Origin of the sequence: Streptomyces mirabilis, assembly GCF_018310535.1 — a bacterium.
GTDB lineage: Bacteria > Actinomycetota > Actinomycetes > Streptomycetales > Streptomycetaceae > Streptomyces.
The window spans coordinates 7,976,485-7,992,841 of the sequence record NZ_CP074102.1 but is presented as its reverse complement, the minus strand read 5'-3'; the positions used below and the strand labels follow the sequence as shown (position 1 = coordinate 7,992,841).

The window sequence follows — 16,357 nt, the reverse complement described above, 5'->3', positions numbered from 1 at the left end:
ACCACGCCGTCCATGCCACTCCGTGCCACGCGACACCACCCGGAAACCCTCCGGGTGGACGCGCCCACCGATGCCACCGATGCCGCACGGCCACCCGGACCGTCGGTGGAGAAGGCGGCTCAGCGGGCGCGGGGACCCGCCGCACCGGAGTCCGGCCGGCCCGAGGTGCGCAGCGTGCCGACCGTCTTCAGCAGCCGGTCGGCCGGATCGCGCAACCTGGGATGGGCCAGGACCGTGTTGCGCAGGCCCCGCACCGGCCTGCGCCAGAGCCGGTGCGCCGTCGCCATCGGATGGGGGCGGGTGGCGAACCCTTCGCCCACGCGCAGCTCCCGGGTCTTGAGCCAGTCCTTCCACTCCTTGTCGCCACGGCCCAGGTCCATGAGCCGCACGCCCTCCCGCCCGGCGGCCTCGGCCATCCGGAGGTGCATGATCAACCCGGGCGAGTAGTAGCGGAGTTCGGGGTCGTACGCGGTGAACCAGGCCGCGAACAGCGTGCGTGAGGTCGGTCCGAAGTGTGCGGCCACCGGCCGGTCGCCGGCGTACACCACGGACAGCACGCCGTTGAAGTGCTCCTCGCGGACCCGGAAGAGATGGTCCACCAGGTCCACGATCCAGGGCCGCGCGAACCGGTCCATCCGTCCCGTCCTGCGGTACTGGGCGGACTTCCAGCGCATGAGGGTGCGCAGCACCCGCGGGTCGCGCTCGTCGTAGACGAACCGCATCTCGCCCAGGTCGCGTCCCAGGCGGCGTTCCTTCTTCAGCGTCGTCTTGGCCAGTCCCGGGTAGGCGCCGCGCAGCCACTCGGCGTAGGTGCCCTCGCCGACCTTCAGATCTATCGCCGGTGAGGCGAACGTCCCGGTGACATGTCTGCCGAAGGGTTTCTGCTCCTCGACGAGGTGGTCGAACTCGAAGACGGACAGCCCGCAGGCCCGCAGCAGTTCCTGCGTGTCCCAGGTGACCCCGGGGCGGTGCACCAGGGCCTGGCAGTCGGAGAGACCGAGACCGATGGCCCGGCCGACGCCCAGGGAGTTCCGCTCGTACGGGAAGAAGCCGACGGGCTCCCCTCTCTCGTGGAGGACGGCCACGTGCGCCCCGCCTCGGAACCTGTCGATCCCCGTCGCGAACTCCGGGGCCAGGAACGGGTTGGCGTAGTCGGGCGACTCGTCCATCACCCGGTGCCAGGCCAGGAGGAGCGAACTGCTCAGCTCCTCCGGTCTGTGGATCGTGATCTCCACCTCAGATCAACCGCCCTTCCGCGGGCTCCGCGAGGGACGTACCGTTCGCAGCGCGGACCCCTAAGGCGTGAGGATCGTTGTTCATCGATCGCACGGCCGACCGCCCCCCATTCCCCCATGACGCGTCTCGAACTGTTCCGCGAGGCTCAAACGTCGCGAATCAGTACGCAAGCTGTCAAGGGTGTCTGTCGTAACGGAAGAGTGGGAATTGGCTTGCCCGGTCCCCACCAGGCCGTCCGGTGCCCGGGTCCCCACCGCGGATCGGAGGCCGATCCACTCGTCGTTCACCCGGCGCATGAGGCGCCGCAGGGGGTGGCAGCCGTCGTGGGAGAGGCCCGGTGGCATCCCGTCCGCCCGGCCGAGCGACGCCGCGCGCCGCACCCCGGCGCAGACCTCGTCGCCTCAGTGGAACACCGTGATCCCGCCGCGATCACCGGCTCGGCGCGACAGGCACCTTGCCCCGCCCCCGCCCGCCACCTACGCTGACTTTGTGCCGCTAATAAACAAAACCCGGTCGCACAGTGCCGTGCGGGGCCCCGACGACCTCACCCGCCTGCGTATCGCCATCACCGCCTTCTTCGCCCTCGACGGCTTCGTCTTCGCGGGCTGGGTCGTCCGCATCCCGGCCATCAAGGAGCAGACCGGCGCCTCGGCGAGCACCCTGGGACTCGCGCTGCTCGGCGTCTCCGCCGGAGCGGTGATCACGATGACGCTCACCGGCCGGCTGTGCCGCCGCTTCGGCAGCCATCCGGTGACCGTTGTCTGCGGCATCCTGCTGGCGCTGAGCGTGGCCCTGCCCCCGCTGACGCACTCGGTGGTCGCGCTGGGGCTGGTACTGCTGGTGTTCGGAGCCGCGTACGGCGGTATCAACGTCGCCATGAACAGTGCCGCCGTCGACCTGGTGGCCGCGCTGCGGCGGCCGGTCATGCCGAGTTTCCACGCGGCGTTCAGCCTGGGCGGCATGATCGGCGCGGGGCTCGGCGCACTGGTGGCGGGTTCCCTGTCCCCCACCCGGCACCTGCTCGCGCTCACCGTGATCGGCCTGCTGGTGACCGCCCTCGCCGGACGCACCCTGCTGAGCCACGAGCCTCCGGCGCCCCCGGAGCGCGGACAGTCGCACCAGGAGCGCGCCCCGCGTCGCCTCGACGCGCGCACCCGCGGGCTGGTGTTCGTCTTCGGCCTGATCGCCCTGTGCACCGCGTACGGCGAGGGCGCCCTGGCCGACTGGGGAGCCCTCCACCTGGAACAGGACCTGCGGGCCCACCCGGGCGTCGCGGCCGCCGGCTACTCCTGCTTCGCCCTCGCCATGACCATCGGCCGGGCCGGCGGTACGACGCTGCTGGAACGGCTGGGCCGCACACGGACGCTGGTGGGCGGCGGCGCCACCGCCGCCACCGGCATGCTGCTCGGCGCGCTCGCCCCCTCCGTGTGGGCGGCCCTGCTCGGCTTCGCGATCACAGGGCTCGGACTCGCCAACATCTTCCCCGTCGCCGTCGAACGCGCGGGCTCCCTCGCCGGCCCCGGCGGTGTCGCCATCGCCTCGACGCTCGGCTACGGCGGCATGCTCCTGGGACCGCCCGCGATCGGGTTCATGGCCGACTGGTTCTCGCTGCCCATCGCCCTCACCAGCGTGACGGTACTGGCGGCGCTGGCCGCGCTCATCGGGTTCGGGACGCGCCGGGCGGCCGTGAGCTGACGACTCGTCGCCCCCGGGCCCTGACGGATGCCCCCGCGGACCAGGCGGGCGTGCCCCACCTCACAGCGGGCGACGGGATCGGGCGGGAACAACCCAGGGGGATCGGCCGTTGATCAGTACGTGGCTGCGGAGGGGACAGTGTCCCCGGGTCTCACCTACAGCCCATGGGGACGATCGTCCGGCTGAAGCCCCATGGAGCGTTCCGCCGCGAGGCGACCGCCCTCCGTCGGCCACCACATGCCGCCCCGGCTGGTCTCCCCCGTCCAGCCGGGGCTTCTCATTTCCCGCCGCCGGCGGGATGACGGGCCACGGTGTGACGCGATACGCGTCCGCGGCCCCCGGAGCCCACTCCGTCCGGCACACTCGCCGCATGGAGATTCCGGAGTTCGTGGAGACCCTGGACCAGGAGGGCCGGTCGCTCGCCGCGGCGGCCGAGCAGGCGGGGCCCGACGCCAAGGTGGCGACCTGCCCGGGGTGGCAGGTGCGGGACCTGGTGCGGCACACGGGCATGGTGCACCGGTGGGCGACGGCGTTCGTCGCCGAGGGGTACGCCGCGTATCACCCGGACGGCGGCCTGCCGGAGCTGGACGCCGCCGAACTGCTGGCCTGGTTCAGGGACGGCCACCGCCGCCTGGTCGACACGCTCGCGGCCGCTCCGCCCGACCTGGCCTGCTGGAGCTTTCTGCCCGCGCCCTCGCCGCTCGCCTTCTGGGCGCGACGGCAGGCGCACGAGACGACCGTGCACCGGGTCGACGCGCAGTCGGCGCTCGGCGAGACGCCGGGCACGGTGACGCGGGCCTTCGCGGTGGACGGGATCGACGAGTTGCTGCGCGGCTTCCACGGACGCCCTAGAAGCGAGGTGCGCACCCCGACACCCCGCGTGCTGCGGGTGCGCGCAACCGACGTGGACGCGGTGTGGACCGTACGGCTGTCGCCCGAGCCGCCGGTCAGCGAGTGGGGCGCGGGGGCCGGCGGGGACGTCGACTGCGAGATGGCGGGGCCCGCGGCAGGGCTCTATCTGGCGCTGTGGAACCGGCTGCCGTTCCCGGACATGACCGGTGACGCCTCGCTCGCCGCGCTGTGGCGGGAGAAGTCCGGCATCACCTGGGGCTGAGGCGTCCGGGCCCGACCGGGTCGGGCCGCGTTCGGTGGCATTCTGCGTTCGGGGGCTGCGCGGTCTGCGGTCTGCGATGTCAGTCGCCGGTGGCCGTCCCGCCCGCCAGCATCCGCGTCAGCACCGCCCGCTGCACCGGCAGCACCTCGGCATGGAGCGTTCGCCCCTTCGGAGTGAGGCACACACGCACCCCCCGCCGGTCCTCCGGGCACATGCCGCGCGTCACGAGACCGTCCTTCTCCAGGCGGGCGATCAGCCGGGACAGGGCGCTCTGGCTCAGATGGACGCGGTCGGAGATCTCCTGGACGCGGTAGGAGCAGTCACCGTCGGACGCGGTGCCCCCGGCCAGCACGTCCAGCACCTCGAAGTCGCTTGCGCCCAGGCCGTGTCGGTGCAGCTCGCGGTCGAGCTCGCACAGGGTGCGCGCATGCACCGCGAGGATGTCACGCCACTGGTCCACGAGCACCTGCTCGGCCTTCTTCGCCGCCATGGTCGCACCGTAGCAAAGAATCGAGTTTGTTGCATCGGAATTAAATGCATTTGCATTCGATGCATGTGCATGTACTGTCTCCCGCATGACCTCTCCGCTCACCACCCCCACCACCGAGGGACGCTGGACCCCGCGGCTGTGGGGCACCCTGCTGGTGCTCTGCGCCGCGATGTTCCTGGACGCGCTCGACGTGTCGATGGTCGGCGTCGCCCTGCCGTCCATCGGCTCCGAACTGGACCTCTCCACCTCGACGCTGCAATGGATCGTCAGCGGCTACATCCTGGGCTACGGCGGACTGCTCCTCCTCGGCGGCCGCACCGCCGACCTGCTGGGCCGCCGCCAGGTCTTCCTGGTGGCCCTGGGCATCTTCGCGCTCGCCTCGCTGCTCGGCGGGCTCGTCGACTCGGGCCCGCTGCTGATCGCCAGCCGCTTCATCAAGGGCCTGAGCGCGGCGTTCACCGCCCCGGCGGGCCTGTCGATCATCACCACGACCTTCGCCGAGGGTCCCCTGCGCAACCGCGCCCTGTCGATCTACACCACCTGCGCGGCCACCGGCTTCTCGATGGGCCTCGTGCTGTCCGGCCTGCTCACCGAGGCCAGTTGGCGCCTGACCATGCTGCTGCCCGCGCCCATCGCGCTGCTCGCCCTGCTCGTCGGCCTGAAGCTCCTGCCGCGCAGCGAACGCGAGAAGGACCACAACGGCTACGACATCCCCGGCGCCGTCCTCGGCACGGCGTCGATGCTGCTGCTGGTGTTCACCGTCGTCCAGGCCCCAGAGGTCGGCTGGGCCTCGACCCGTACCCTCCTGTCCTTCCTCGCCGTGGCCGTCCTGCTCACCGCCTTCGTCCGTGTCGAGCGGCGCTCGGCGGGGCCGCTGATCCGGCTCGGCGTGCTCCGCTCCGGCAGTCAGATCCGCGCCCAGCTCGGCGCGATGGCATTCTTCGGCTCGTACGTCGGATTCCAGTTCCTGGTGACGCTGTACATGCAGTCGCTGCTCGGCTGGTCGGCCCTCCACACCGCGCTCGCCTTCCTGCCCGCCGGGGCGCTGGTCGCGCTCTCCTCCACGAAGGTCGGCGCCGTCGTCGACCGCTTCGGAACCCCGCGGCTCATCGCGGTCGGCTTCGTGCTGATGGTCGTCGGCTACGCGTTGTTCCTACGCATCAGCCTCGACCCGGTGTACGCGGCCGTGATCCTGCCGACCATGCTGCTGATCGGCGCGGCCTGCGCGCTGATCTTCCCCTCGCTCAACATCCAGGCCACCAACGGTGTCGACGACCACGAGCAGGGCATGGTCTCGGGTCTGCTCAACACCTCCGTCCAGGTGGGCGGCGCCCTCTTCCTGGCCGTGGTGACAGCCGTCGTGACCGCGAACTCCTCGGCGGGTTCCTCGCCGCAGGCCGTCCTCGACAGCTACCGGCCCGGTCTGATCGTGGTGACGGGGATCGCCGTGGCGGGGCTGCTGATCACGCTGTCGGGGCTGCGGACCCGGCGCCCGCGGCAGACCGTCGTGGTCGCACGGTCCGCGGGGACGGACTCCGTACGGGAGGACTCCGTACGGGACGACGTCGATGAGCGGGTGGCGATCGGCGACTGATCCGGTTCGCCGGTGACCTCAACTCACCGCGTCGACCCGCTACTTCGACCCGACGCGCCCGGCAGGCAGCCCCTTGCCCGCCGGGCACGCCGTCGTGACAGACTCGCACCATGGGGAGACGCACGCAGGAGCAGCGGGACGCGATGACGGTCGAGATCGGGTACGCGCTCCTCAGCGCGACCTTCGCGGCGGGCCTGGCGCTCGGCGCCGTATCCGGCCCCGCGCTGCTCTTCCATCTCCCGCTCCCCGTCGAGAAGGTCCTGATCACCGCGGGGGTACTGCTGGCCACCGCGCTCTTCGCGGTACGCGTGGTCACGGTGCTCGTCCGCTTCGGCCGCGCGGCCGGCACTCACCCGAGCCACCCCGGCCGTACCAACCCCGACTCATAGGCCAGCACCACCAGTTGAGCCCGGTCACGGGCGCCGAGCTTCACCATGGTCCGGCTGACATGGGTCTTGGCCGTGAGCGGGCTGACGACCAGACGCCGTGCGATCTCGTCGTTGGACAGTCCGATACCGACCAGGGCCATCACCTCCCGCTCCCGTTCCGTGAGCCGGACGAGCGACTCCGCGGCCGCGGGCTCCTTGGAGCGGGCCGCGAACTCCGCGATCAGACGGCGCGTCACGCCCGGTGACAGCAGCGCGTCGCCGCCGACCACCGCCCGTACCGCGCGCAGGAGTTCGTCCGGCTCGGTGTCCTTGACGAGGAAGCCGGAGGCACCGGAGCGGATCGCCTCGAAGACGTACTCGTCGAGCTCGAAGGTGGTGAGCATGACCACCTTCACGTCCTTCAGATCCGGGTCGTCGGTGAGACGGCGGGTCGCGGCGAGGCCGTCGAGCAGCGGCATGCGGATGTCCATCAGGACGACGTCGGGGCGCAGTTCGCGCACCTTGCGCACCGCGTCCTCGCCGTCGGCCGCCTCACCGGCCACCTCCAGGTCCGGCTGTGCGTCGAGCAGTGCCTTGAAGCCCGCCCTGACCAGTGACTGGTCGTCGGCGAGCAGGACGCGGATCACCGGTCCGACTTCGCCGAACCCCGGTCCCCCTTCGCCGTCCACCGGTCCCCCTTCGCCGTCCACCAGCTCGCCTTCACCGTTCACCGGTCCTCCTTGACCCTCAGCGGGAGCACGGCCAACACCCGGAAGCCTCCGTCGTCGCGCGGGCCCGCCTCGATCGTGCCACCGAGGGCGACGGCCCGCTCCCGCATACCGGCCAGCCCGTTGCCGCTGCCGCCCGCGTCGGTGCCGGTCGCGGGCCCGTCGTCGTCGATCCGCAGCCGCAGCGTGCCCTGCGCGGATTCGAGCCGTACGCGCGCGTGCCGCGACCCCGAGTGCCGTACGACATTGGTGAGCGCCTCCTGGACGATACGGAACGCGGCGAGGTCGGTACCCGGCGGAAGCTTCGGAACACCGCCGGGCTTCTCGATCTCGACCGTCAGACCCGCGCTCGCCGCCTGTTCGACGAGCTCGGGGAGCCGGTCGAGCCCCGGCGCCGGCGCGCGCGGCGCCTCCCCCGGCGTACGGAGCGTGTCGAGCACCTGGCGGACCTCGCCGAGCGCCTCCTTGCTGGCCTCCTTGATGGTGGTGAGCGCCGTACGCGCCTGTTCCGGGTCGGAGTCGAGAAGCGCGAGGCCGACGCCCGCCTGGACGTTGATCACGGAGATGCTGTGGGCGAGGACGTCGTGCAGTTCACGGGCGATCCGCAACCGCTCCTCGTCGGCGCGCCGAGCGGCGGCCCGCGCGCGTTCGGCGCGGTCGCGGGCCCACTGCTCACGGCGTATCCGGACCAGCTCCGACGCCACCAGGATCACCACGCCCCAGGTGATGAAGCCGAGTTCCTGGTTCCAGGAGCCGGCCCGGTCCCCCGCGGGCGGCAGCCGGCGGTAGAGCCAGTGCCCCACCAGCAGATGGCCGATCCACAGCATGCCGACGGCCGTCCAGGCGGCCCAGCGGTGCCCCGCGACGACCGCGCCGAAGCAGCCGACGGCCACCGTGACGAAGACGGGCCCGTACGGATATCCGGCGCCCAGATAGACCAGCGCCGCCGCGGCCGTGCCGAAGGCGACGAACACCGGGTACCGCTGCCGCCACAGCAGCAGGCCCGTGCCGAGGATCAGCAGCGCCCTCGCGAAGAGGTCCAGGGGGGTGCGTTCGCCGTCCTGAACGTGCGCCGCGAACTGGGAGCCGCCCAGCACGAAGACGGTCAGCAGCAGAGTGGAACGCCACGGCCACCGATCACCGTGCCCGCCGTGCCCGCCGTGCCCGCCGTGCCCGCCATGGGTCTCGCCGCTCCATCGGTGCCACCCCGGCGGCCCGTGCCGCCACCATGGCGGTACCCCGCCCCACACCGGGGACCTGGGGATTCGCTGCTCTTCCATGACGGTCACGCTAGACGGCACGGACCGCCGGGGGCGTCAGCCGGACGAGGTGATCACGGGTACTCCCCACGGAGTACCCCCCGGTCTCTCCACGGAGTACCACCCGGTCGCCGTCAGGGACCGCCGGCGCCGTTTCTCTTGCCCGGAGTCCCGGTCGGCTCGGGGTACACCAGGCCCACGCCATGGGCGAGTTGGTCCACCGCGTGCCGGAAGAACGGCTCACGGTCCTCCACGAGCCGGTTGAACTGCCCGAAGAGCTCGAACCCGATCAGCCCGAAGAGCTGGGCCCAGGCGGCGACGAGCCCCGCCACCGCCTCGGGCGGCAGGTCGGGGGCGAGGTCGGCGGCCATCCGCTGCGCCTCGGCCTTCAGCTCGGGCGACAGCGGGGTGCGGGCCACCCCCTTGCCCCGATACGCGTCACGCACGATGCCGACCAGCAGCAGCCCCACGCGGGAGGCCGCCGGGATGGTCGTGTCCGGCGCGGCGTAACCGGGCACGGGCGAACCGTAGATGAGCGCGTACTCGTGCGGCTGCGCCAGGGCCCAGCGGCGCGCCGCCACGCACACCGCGATCCAGCGCTCGCGCGGCCCGGCGCCCGAAACCTGCGCGTGCGCCGCCTCCGCGCTCTCGCCGAGGGAGTCGTAGGCGTCGATGATGAGCGCGGTCAGCAGGTCGTCACGGCTGGGGAAGTAGCGGTAGAGCGCGGAGGAGACCATGCCGAGCTCGCGGGCGACGGCTCTGAGCGAGAGCTTGGCCGCGCCCTCCGCGGCAAGCTGTCTGCGCGCCTCGTCCTTGATGGCCGCGGTGACCTCGATCCTGGCTCGGGCGCGTGCTCCGCGTGCGGTACTCATGCGGAAAAGTGTGCCACGTTTTCAGAGCAGTGCACACAAACGAGAGCGATGCACACGAACAAGAGCACCGCTCTTGCTTTGGATCACCGATCTCATGCAGACTGCTCTCAAGCGAGAGCAGTGCTCACAAAAGAGAGCGGCGCTCCCAACCAGAGAGCGGCGCTCTCGCAACCGATGGGGGTCATCATGTCCACGCACGTCCAGAAGCCCGGCTGGTTCACCGTCAACGTCTTCAACCGCTGTGTGGCGTTCATCACCCGCCGCGGTCTCAGTATCTGGGGCTCCCGGGTCCTGGCCGTCCGCGGCCGCAAGAGCGGCGAGTGGCGCACCACCCCGGTCAATCTGCTCACCGTGGACGGGCAGCAGTACTTGGTCGCCCCGCGTGGCCACGTCCAGTGGACGCACAACATGCGGGCCGCGGGCGGCGGCGAGCTGCGCCTCGGCAAGAAGGTGGACACGTTCACCGCGACCGAGGTCGGCGACGACGACAAGGTTCCGCTGCTGCGTGCCTACCTCAAGCGCTGGAAGGCGGAGGTCGGTGTCTTCTTCGGTGGCGTCGGCCCCGACTCGTCCCCCGAGGAGCTGCGGCGCATCGCCCCCGACCACCCGGTCTTCCGGATCACGGTCACGAGCTGACCGGCCAGGAGCCGACAGGCACCCCCGTCAGCCGCCGGCCACTCCACGGTCACGGACACGGCCCCGCGACCACCGACCACTCCACGGACTCCTACACCGGCACCGGCACCGGCACCGGCACGGCCACGGCTCCGCGGGCGACGGTCACTCCGTGGTCGGAGTGCTCTCGGCGGCCGTCGGTGCGGCGGCGGCCGACCGCCGGTCGAGCGCGGACAGGGCACGCCCGGCCATCGGGTGGGAGCGCACCATCTCGCCCAGCGTGGTCGAACCGCGGGTGATCCCGGCGAACGCCTTCCAGGCGGGCCGGAAGCTGGTGATCGCCGCGTGGAGCATGCCCGGCCGGCGCTCGAAGGCCGCGAGCATGCTCTTGCCGACGGCCATCTCCACGCCGAGCCCCGCCTTGATGGCGAAGGCGTAGTTGAGCGCTTGGCGCCGCGTGTCCACCGCGTCGTGTGCCTCGGCGACCCGTACCGCCCACTCCCCCGCGAGCCGCCCGGAGCGCAGCGCGAAGGAGATGCCCTCGCGGGTCCAGGGTTCGAGCAGCCCCGCCGCGTCGCCGCAGACCAGCACGCGCCCGCGCGACAGCGGGGAGTCGTCGGCGCGGCAGCGCGTCAGGTGCCCGGAGGAAATGCTCGGCTCGAAGCCGGCGAGCCCGAGCCGGGCGATGAAGTCCTCCAAGTACCGCTTGGTGGCGGCGCCTTCGCCGCGCGCGGAGATCACGCCGACGGTGAGCGTGTCCCCCTTGGGGAACACCCAGCCGTAACTGCCCGGCATGGGACCCCAGTCGATCAGGACCCGTCCCTGCCAGTCCTCGGCGACGGTCTCCGGCACCGGGATCTCCGCCTCCAGGCCGAGGTCGACCTGGTCGAGCTTGACCCCGACGTGCGCCCCTATCCGGCTGGCGCTGCCGTCCGCGCCGACCACCGCCCGCGCCAGCACGGTCTCGCCGCCCTGGAGGACGACGGCTACGGTGCGCCGGTCGGGCACGGCGGACCCGTGCTGTTCGACCCGCGAGACCGTGACGTCCGTACGCAGCTCGGCGCCCGCCTTCTGGGCGTGCTCGACGAGCTGCTGGTCGAACTCGGGCCGGTTGATGAGCCCGAACAGCATCTGCTTGGAGCGCCGGGTGCGGGTGAACTTGCCGTCGAGCGAGAACGTGACCGCGTGCACCCGGTCCTGGAACGGTAGCTCGAAGCCGGGTGGCAGGGCGTCGCGCGAGGGGCCGATGATGCCGCCGCCACACGTCTTGTAGCGGGGCAGCTCCGCCTTCTCCAGCAGCAGGACGCTGCGTCCCGCGACCGCTGCCGCATAGGCGGCCGAGGCGCCCGCCGGCCCCGCGCCGACCACGACGACGTCCCACACCCGCTGTTCGTCGTCCGCCGAAGAGTTCTCGCTGCTCACGATGGTCTACTGCTCCCAGTCCAGCCGTCTGCCGCACCTGTCCCGAGCATCCTACGGCGGGCATCGCCGCAGGCCGCTGTGGGAGGATCGGGGGCGTATGCGCCCTGCACACCAGGACGCGCGTACGCACCACCCGATCACTTGTACACAGAAGTACAACGTCGCACCTACAAGGAGCGTGCCCATGTCGTCGAATCCGGTCGCCGAGACCGTCGCCTCGCTCATGCCCAGGGCGCAGGCGGAGCTCACCGAGCTGGTGGCCTTCAAGTCGGTGGCGGACTTCGACCAGTTCCCCAGGAGTGAGAGCGAGGGCGCCGCGAACTGGGTCGCCGACGCGCTGCGCGCCGAGGGCTTCCAGGACGTGGCGCTGCTGGACACCCCGGACGGCACGCAGTCGGTCTACGGCTTCCTGCCCGGGCCCGAGGGCGCCAAGACCGTGCTGCTGTACGCGCACTACGACGTGCAGCCGCCGCTGGACGAGGCGGCCTGGACGACCCCGCCGTTCGAGCTGACGGAGCGCGACGGCCGCTGGTACGGGCGCGGCGCCGCCGACTGCAAGGGCGGGTTCATCATGCACCTGCTCGCGCTGCGCGCGCTGAAGGCGAACGGTGGCGTTCCGGTGGGCGTCAAGGTGATCGTCGAGGGTTCGGAGGAGCAGGGTACGGGCGGTCTGGAGCGGTACGCCGAACAGCACCCGGAGTTGCTGACCGCCGACACCATCGTCATCGGCGACGTCGGCAACTTCCGGCTGGGTCTGCCGACGGTCACCTCGACTCTGCGCGGGATGACGCTCGTACGCGTGCAGATCGACACGCTGGAAGGCAATCTGCACTCGGGCCAGTTCGGCGGGGCGGCGCCCGACGCGCTGGGCGCGCTGATCCGCGTACTGGACTCGCTGCGCGCCGAGGACGGTTCGACGACGATCGACGGGCTGACCGGGGACGCGCGCTGGGAGGGGCTGCAGTACGAGGAGGAGGCGTTCCGCAAGGACGCCAAGGTGCTGGACGGGGTCGAGTTGATCGGCTCGGGCACGGTCGCCGACCGCATCTGGGCGCGTCCGGCCGTCACCGTGCTCGGCATCGACTGCCCGCCGGTCGTCGGCGCCACGCCGTCCGTGCAGGCGGGCGCGCGTGCGCTGGTGAGCCTGCGGGTGCCGCCGGGCGTGGACGCGGTCGAGGCGACCAAGCTCCTGCAGGCCCATCTGGAGGCGCACACGCCGTGGGGCGCGCGGGTGAGCACCGAGCAGATCGGCCAGGGCCAGCCGTTCCGTGCCGACACCTCCAGCCCGGCGTACACGGCGATGGCCGAGGCGATGGCGGTCGCCTACCCGGGCGAGGAGATGCAGTCCGCGGGCCAGGGCGGTTCCATCCCGCTGTGCAACACCCTCGCCTCGCTCTACCCGCACGCGGAGATCCTCCTCATCGGCCTGAGCGAGCCGCAGGCGCAGATCCACGCCGTGAACGAGAGCGTCTCCCCGGACGAGCTGGAGCGTCTCTCGATCACGGAGGCCCTGTTCCTCCAGAAGTACGCGGCGAGCTGACCATCCGGCCGGGAGCACGAGCGCAAGAGCGGAGAGGGTCCTCGCCACACGGCATGGGCCCTCTCCGCGCGCCGGGTCGGTAGCTCGGCCCGGTGAACGGCCCTGAAGCGACCGCGCGTTACGCGCCGATGCGTACGCGTTCACGTTCGCGCACGGCCAGTCATACCGGATCCTCGGGTCGGAATCGGCGTACCGCGGGTCGGAGATCAGGTGGAACGCGATGACGACGTCCGCCGACAGCAGCGGCCACGCCATGGTGTGGTGGACGTCGACACGCAGGGCAAAGTCGCCAGGCCCACGGTGGCCGAGCGGTCGGCATTTCCGCCGGGTACGCTCAACGGCCGCCGCTCCGGGCGCCGTTGACCGTCGGCGCCGGATCACCCCCTGGCTGTACACCATCGACGTCGGCCAAGGGGTGGCCCGGTATCGACGTCAGCCGAGTGGTATACCGGCCTCCAGATAGAGTGCGGCGCCGCGCTCCCGCGCCCGCAGGGCCCAGCGCAGCCGCTCGTAGCGCACCGGTGGCAGCAGGTCCGCCGCCTCCCGCTCGGTGACGAAGCGCCAGGCGCGCAGTTCGGGGCCGGGGAGCAGCAGCCGGTGCGCCTCGTCGGAGTCGAGGCGGCCGCCGTCGAAGAGGAGGCGCAGACCGCCGTAGCCGGGGGGTGCGGGCGGCTCCCAGTCCACCACCAGCAGACCGGGTACGTCCTCGAGCCGTATGCCGGTCTCCTCGGCGACCTCGCGCATGCCCGCGCGCGCGGGAGCCTCCCCCGGTTCGACGACACCGCCGGGAAACTCCCAGCCCGCCTTGTAGGTGGGGTCGACGAGCAGCACCCGGTCCTCCTCGTCGAAGAGGAGGACTCCGGCGGCGAGGGTCTCGGAGGTGGGTTCGGGGGTCTGCACGATGTCGCACGCGGACGCGTCACCGGTGCGTACGGCTTCGGCGACGCGCAGTGCGGTGTCGTGCGGGGTGAGGGCGCTGGTGTCGACGGGGTGGGCGTCGGCGGTGAGCCAGGAAGCGAGCGCCGCGCGATAGGGCTCGATGTGGTCGTAGGACCACTGGCGCACCCGTATCTCGCCGTCGGGGAGGTCCTCGGGTATCTCCCGGCCGGCTATGCGCGCCCGCAGGATCGTTTCCGCCGGGGCGAGAAGCACGTGGCGTACTTCGATCCGGCGCGAGGCGAGGCCGCCGAAGATCTCGTCACGGTACTCCTGGCGCAGCAGGGTCATGGGAACCACGAGAACGCCGCCGAGCTCCGCGAGCAGGGCGGCCGCGGTGTCGACCACCAGGCGCCGCCAGATCGGCAGGTCCTGGAAGTCGCCGACCTCGGCGAGGCGTTTGGCGGGCAGCAGGTGCGCGAGCTCGCCGCCGATCACCTCGGGGTCGAAGAGCGTGCTGTTCGGGATCAGGTCGATCAGTTCCCGTGCGGTGGTGGTCTTCCCCGCACCGAACGCACCGTTGATCCAGACGATCACGGTTCCCCCTCTTCTGTTGGCCCCCTGAGGCTTGCCCGCTTCACCCTGCCACGGAAACCAGCCGCAGATGAGGGAGCCGACGGCGCGGCGCCGGTGCCCCGTCCCGGGGAGCACCGGCGCCGCGTCCGGGTCCCCGCGCCTCAGCCGTTCTGGCCGAGCGCGGTGTCGTCCACGGCCAGGCTCTCGCTGCTGAGCGTGTGGTCGAGGCTGCTGAGCGTGTCCTTGACGGGCAGGTCACCCAGGGACTCGCCGTCGACGGCGTGGGACGGGGTGATCGCCGCGACGACGAACCCGGTGGCGAGGGAGGCGATGGCCAGCATGCTGCGCTTCTTCATGCCCGGTTCAACTCCGAACGCGACGAGGAGTCACGGGTGGGTCACACAACTCCCACTCCTCCCCTTCGGGCACATCAGCGGCACTACCGTCATCCCACTCGAAACACCTCAGGGGGGACGACATGACCAACCCGTACGCGGCACCGCCCACCGGATCGGCCCGCACCGCCCCGGGCTGGGCCCGCAAGCGCTACGTACTGCCCGCGCTGGCCGTGGCCCTCTTCATCGGCGTCGGCATCGGCAACAGCGGCGGGGACACCACCGAGTCCGCCGCGGCGAAACCCGGTCCGACCACCACCGTCACTGCCACGGCGACCGCGATGCGGACTGCCACGGAAACGGTCACGGCGACGCCCGCCGCCACCGTGACCGTGCGGAGCACGAAGACCGTGCGCGCGACGGTCACCGCGCAGCCCGCCGTCGCGGGCGGTGGCGGCAGCGACGACAACGGCGGGGGGTCCGTGTACTACGAGAACTGCGCCGCGGCCCGAGCGGCGGGCGCCGCGCCCGTCCACGTCGGAGACCCCGGCTACGGCCGCCACCTCGACCGCGACGGGGACGGCGTCGGCTGCGAGTGACGCGCAGTTCAGCCCTTGGCGGACGCGCGTGTCATCGATCGGGCCGCTTCCTCGCGTCTCATGTCCTCTATGGCGATGACGCAGTCGCCGCAGCGCTGCCTGCGGCAGACCTGCCTGACCGGCCGGGAAGGCTTCTGACAGCAGCGAGCCCCGCACCGGGCGCTGTTCCGGGCGGGGCATCAGCAACAACCCGACTGGATCGTTGGGATGTTGACGACAATGCTAGGGGCGGCCACTGACAACGCGGGCTAGGGCCTGTCCGGCGGATCAGGTCGCAGGAAACGGGCGGCGCCTCATCGACGCTGGTGAGCGGGGCTTGGTGCGTGCAGCTGCAAGGCGGAGGAGGGCGTCGACGCGGAGCGTCGACAACCGACGACAACGCCGCTGGCGGGCATCCCCTGCTCGAAGAGCTTGGGGGAGGGCGTGCCGAACCCCGCGTCTGCGGCATGATCCGCCGGACAGGCCCTAGCTACGCCGCCGAGCCACCAGCACACAGATGATCCGCTCGGCCCGGCTACCACGTTGCTCGTCCCGCGATGCCACGGCAACGATGCAGAGGAAAGCGGTCAGGACGGGCCTGACAGACACCACAGCCACAGGGATGTACGGAAGCCACATAGGCACGGACAACTCCTCATGGAGAAGATGTCCCGCTACCTACGGCTCGCCCGTCCGAATCCGGCTTCGTAGCGCTTCGGGATGATCTATACCGGCACCTGTGGCTGTGCTGCACGGCTGGACTCGGACCCGACCCAGTGACCCGCTTTGACGGGGATACCCACACCCGCGACTTCCTAAGCGATCATGGTGTGCGGGTCCGGGTGGTGGGCCATGGTCCGCCCTTGGCCACTCATAGCCCTTCCCGATCTCTCCCCGGGTGACTTCGCGCTCCTCGAGCTCGCGGTCCTTCCGGACGCGGACGCGGGCCATGTCGTCGAGGTGGACTTGGTGGAAGTGGACCGAGTGATCCGCGGTGGCGCCCACAACGTGAATCGGCACCGCGACCAGGCCAAAGACACGGCGCCTGACCAGACGGTT

The 16,357-nt window shown here is 71.5% G+C and carries 16 protein-coding genes; 7 read left to right on the top strand and 9 right to left on the bottom strand.

Annotated elements, in window-relative coordinates; all coding sequences use genetic code 11:
* Window positions 1-119: 119 nt before the first annotated feature.
* Window positions 120-1,235 (bottom strand): GNAT family N-acetyltransferase, encoded by a 1,116-nt coding sequence (locus SMIR_RS35420; RefSeq protein ID WP_168489619.1) that lies wholly within the window; start codon window positions 1,233-1,235, stop codon window positions 120-122.
* A gap of 526 nt (window positions 1,236-1,761) precedes the next feature.
* Here SMIR_RS35420 and SMIR_RS35415 point away from each other — a divergent pair.
* Both SMIR_RS35415 and SMIR_RS35410 read left to right on the top strand, forming a co-directional pair.
* Window positions 1,762-2,931: an MFS transporter gene (locus SMIR_RS35415; RefSeq protein WP_212727846.1), complete on the top strand. Its 1,170-nt coding sequence runs from the start codon at window positions 1,762-1,764 to the stop codon at window positions 2,929-2,931.
* A 370-nt stretch (window positions 2,932-3,301) separates the two neighbouring features.
* On the top strand, window positions 3,302-4,045 hold the full coding sequence (locus SMIR_RS35410) for a maleylpyruvate isomerase family mycothiol-dependent enzyme (protein ID WP_212727845.1): 744 nt from the start codon (window positions 3,302-3,304) through the stop codon (window positions 4,043-4,045).
* Between the two features lie 79 nt (window positions 4,046-4,124).
* On the opposite strand, the gene SMIR_RS35405 is transcribed toward SMIR_RS35410, so the two are convergent.
* Window positions 4,125-4,535 (bottom strand): MarR family winged helix-turn-helix transcriptional regulator, encoded by a 411-nt coding sequence (locus SMIR_RS35405; protein WP_095856198.1) that lies wholly within the window; start codon window positions 4,533-4,535, stop codon window positions 4,125-4,127.
* A gap of 85 nt (window positions 4,536-4,620) precedes the next feature.
* Here SMIR_RS35405 and SMIR_RS35400 point away from each other — a divergent pair, with 85 nt between their 5' ends.
* Together SMIR_RS35400 and SMIR_RS35395 are read left to right on the top strand one after the other, a co-directional pair.
* Entirely contained in the window at window positions 4,621-6,129 is a 1,509-nt protein-coding gene (locus SMIR_RS35400; RefSeq protein ID WP_212727844.1) for an MFS transporter, read from the top strand.
* Between the two features lie 110 nt (window positions 6,130-6,239).
* Window positions 6,240-6,518 carry a DUF6332 family protein gene (locus tag SMIR_RS35395; RefSeq protein ID WP_101407540.1) on the top strand — a complete coding sequence of 93 codons (279 nt, stop codon included), beginning with the start codon at window positions 6,240-6,242 and terminating at the stop codon, window positions 6,516-6,518.
* Here the strand turns inward: SMIR_RS35395 and SMIR_RS35390 are convergent.
* The 3 genes from SMIR_RS35390 to SMIR_RS35380 all read right to left on the bottom strand — a co-directional run bounded on the left by SMIR_RS35390 (window position 6,479) and on the right by SMIR_RS35380 (window position 9,356).
* Window positions 6,479-7,144, bottom strand: coding sequence for a response regulator (locus SMIR_RS35390; protein WP_168500863.1), 666 nt, complete (start codon window positions 7,142-7,144; stop codon window positions 6,479-6,481). The two genes, SMIR_RS35395 and SMIR_RS35390, sit on opposite strands and share 40 nt — an antisense overlap.
* 80 nt (window positions 7,145-7,224) lie before the next feature.
* The gene (locus SMIR_RS35385) at window positions 7,225-8,505 is read right to left on the bottom strand and encodes a sensor histidine kinase (protein ID WP_212727843.1); all 1,281 of its coding nucleotides are present in this window, start codon (window positions 8,503-8,505) and stop codon (window positions 7,225-7,227) included.
* A 113-nt stretch (window positions 8,506-8,618) separates the two neighbouring features.
* Window positions 8,619-9,356, bottom strand: coding sequence for a TetR/AcrR family transcriptional regulator (locus SMIR_RS35380; RefSeq protein WP_168489623.1), 738 nt, complete (start codon window positions 9,354-9,356; stop codon window positions 8,619-8,621).
* Window positions 9,357-9,542: 186 nt separating this feature from the next.
* Here SMIR_RS35380 and SMIR_RS35375 point away from each other — a divergent pair, with 186 nt between their 5' ends.
* Window positions 9,543-9,992 carry a nitroreductase family deazaflavin-dependent oxidoreductase gene (locus SMIR_RS35375; protein ID WP_101408441.1) on the top strand — a complete coding sequence of 150 codons (450 nt, stop codon included), beginning with the start codon at window positions 9,543-9,545 and terminating at the stop codon, window positions 9,990-9,992.
* Between the two features lie 144 nt (window positions 9,993-10,136).
* On the opposite strand, the gene SMIR_RS35370 is transcribed toward SMIR_RS35375, so the two are convergent.
* On the bottom strand, window positions 10,137-11,393 hold the full coding sequence (locus SMIR_RS35370) for a geranylgeranyl reductase family protein (protein WP_168489624.1): 1,257 nt from the start codon (window positions 11,391-11,393) through the stop codon (window positions 10,137-10,139).
* A 184-nt stretch (window positions 11,394-11,577) separates the two neighbouring features.
* On the opposite strand from SMIR_RS35370, the gene SMIR_RS35365 reads away from it, so the two are divergent.
* Window positions 11,578-12,933 carry a dipeptidase gene (locus SMIR_RS35365; protein WP_168489625.1) on the top strand — a complete coding sequence of 452 codons (1,356 nt, stop codon included), beginning with the start codon at window positions 11,578-11,580 and terminating at the stop codon, window positions 12,931-12,933.
* 432 nt (window positions 12,934-13,365) lie between these two features.
* Here the strand turns inward: SMIR_RS35365 and SMIR_RS35360 are convergent, their stop codons facing one another.
* On the bottom strand, window positions 13,366-14,406 hold the full coding sequence (locus SMIR_RS35360) for an NUDIX hydrolase (RefSeq protein ID WP_168489626.1): 1,041 nt from the start codon (window positions 14,404-14,406) through the stop codon (window positions 13,366-13,368).
* Between the two features lie 140 nt (window positions 14,407-14,546).
* The gene (locus SMIR_RS35355) at window positions 14,547-14,741 is read right to left on the bottom strand and encodes a hypothetical protein (protein WP_168489627.1); all 195 of its coding nucleotides are present in this window, start codon (window positions 14,739-14,741) and stop codon (window positions 14,547-14,549) included.
* 122 nt (window positions 14,742-14,863) lie between these two features.
* On the opposite strand from SMIR_RS35355, the gene SMIR_RS35350 reads away from it, so the two are divergent.
* Window positions 14,864-15,319 (top strand): excalibur calcium-binding domain-containing protein, encoded by a 456-nt coding sequence (locus SMIR_RS35350; protein WP_212727842.1) that lies wholly within the window; start codon window positions 14,864-14,866, stop codon window positions 15,317-15,319.
* Window positions 15,320-15,976: 657 nt separating this feature from the next.
* On the opposite strand, the gene SMIR_RS45005 is transcribed toward SMIR_RS35350, so the two are convergent.
* Entirely contained in the window at window positions 15,977-16,303 is a 327-nt protein-coding gene (locus tag SMIR_RS45005; RefSeq protein ID WP_422664534.1) for a hypothetical protein, read from the bottom strand.
* Window positions 16,304-16,357: the final 54 nt, after the last annotated feature.

Coding starts and splice junctions, on each gene's coding strand:
- SMIR_RS35410 (WP_212727845.1), top strand. CDS start 3,302: ATGGAGATTCCGGAGTTCGTGGAGACCCTGGACCAGGAGGGCCGGTCG.
- SMIR_RS35405 (WP_095856198.1), bottom strand. CDS start 4,535: ATGGCGGCGAAGAAGGCCGAGCAGGTGCTCGTGGACCAGTGGCGTGAC.
- SMIR_RS35400 (WP_212727844.1), top strand. CDS start 4,621: ATGACCTCTCCGCTCACCACCCCCACCACCGAGGGACGCTGGACCCCG.
- SMIR_RS35395 (WP_101407540.1), top strand. CDS start 6,240: ATGGGGAGACGCACGCAGGAGCAGCGGGACGCGATGACGGTCGAGATC.
- SMIR_RS35385 (WP_212727843.1), bottom strand. CDS start 8,505: ATGGAAGAGCAGCGAATCCCCAGGTCCCCGGTGTGGGGCGGGGTACCG.
- SMIR_RS35380 (WP_168489623.1), bottom strand. CDS start 9,356: ATGAGTACCGCACGCGGAGCACGCGCCCGAGCCAGGATCGAGGTCACC.
- SMIR_RS35375 (WP_101408441.1), top strand. CDS start 9,543: ATGTCCACGCACGTCCAGAAGCCCGGCTGGTTCACCGTCAACGTCTTC.
- SMIR_RS35365 (WP_168489625.1), top strand. CDS start 11,578: ATGTCGTCGAATCCGGTCGCCGAGACCGTCGCCTCGCTCATGCCCAGG.
- SMIR_RS35355 (WP_168489627.1), bottom strand. CDS start 14,741: ATGAAGAAGCGCAGCATGCTGGCCATCGCCTCCCTCGCCACCGGGTTC.
- SMIR_RS35350 (WP_212727842.1), top strand. CDS start 14,864: ATGACCAACCCGTACGCGGCACCGCCCACCGGATCGGCCCGCACCGCC.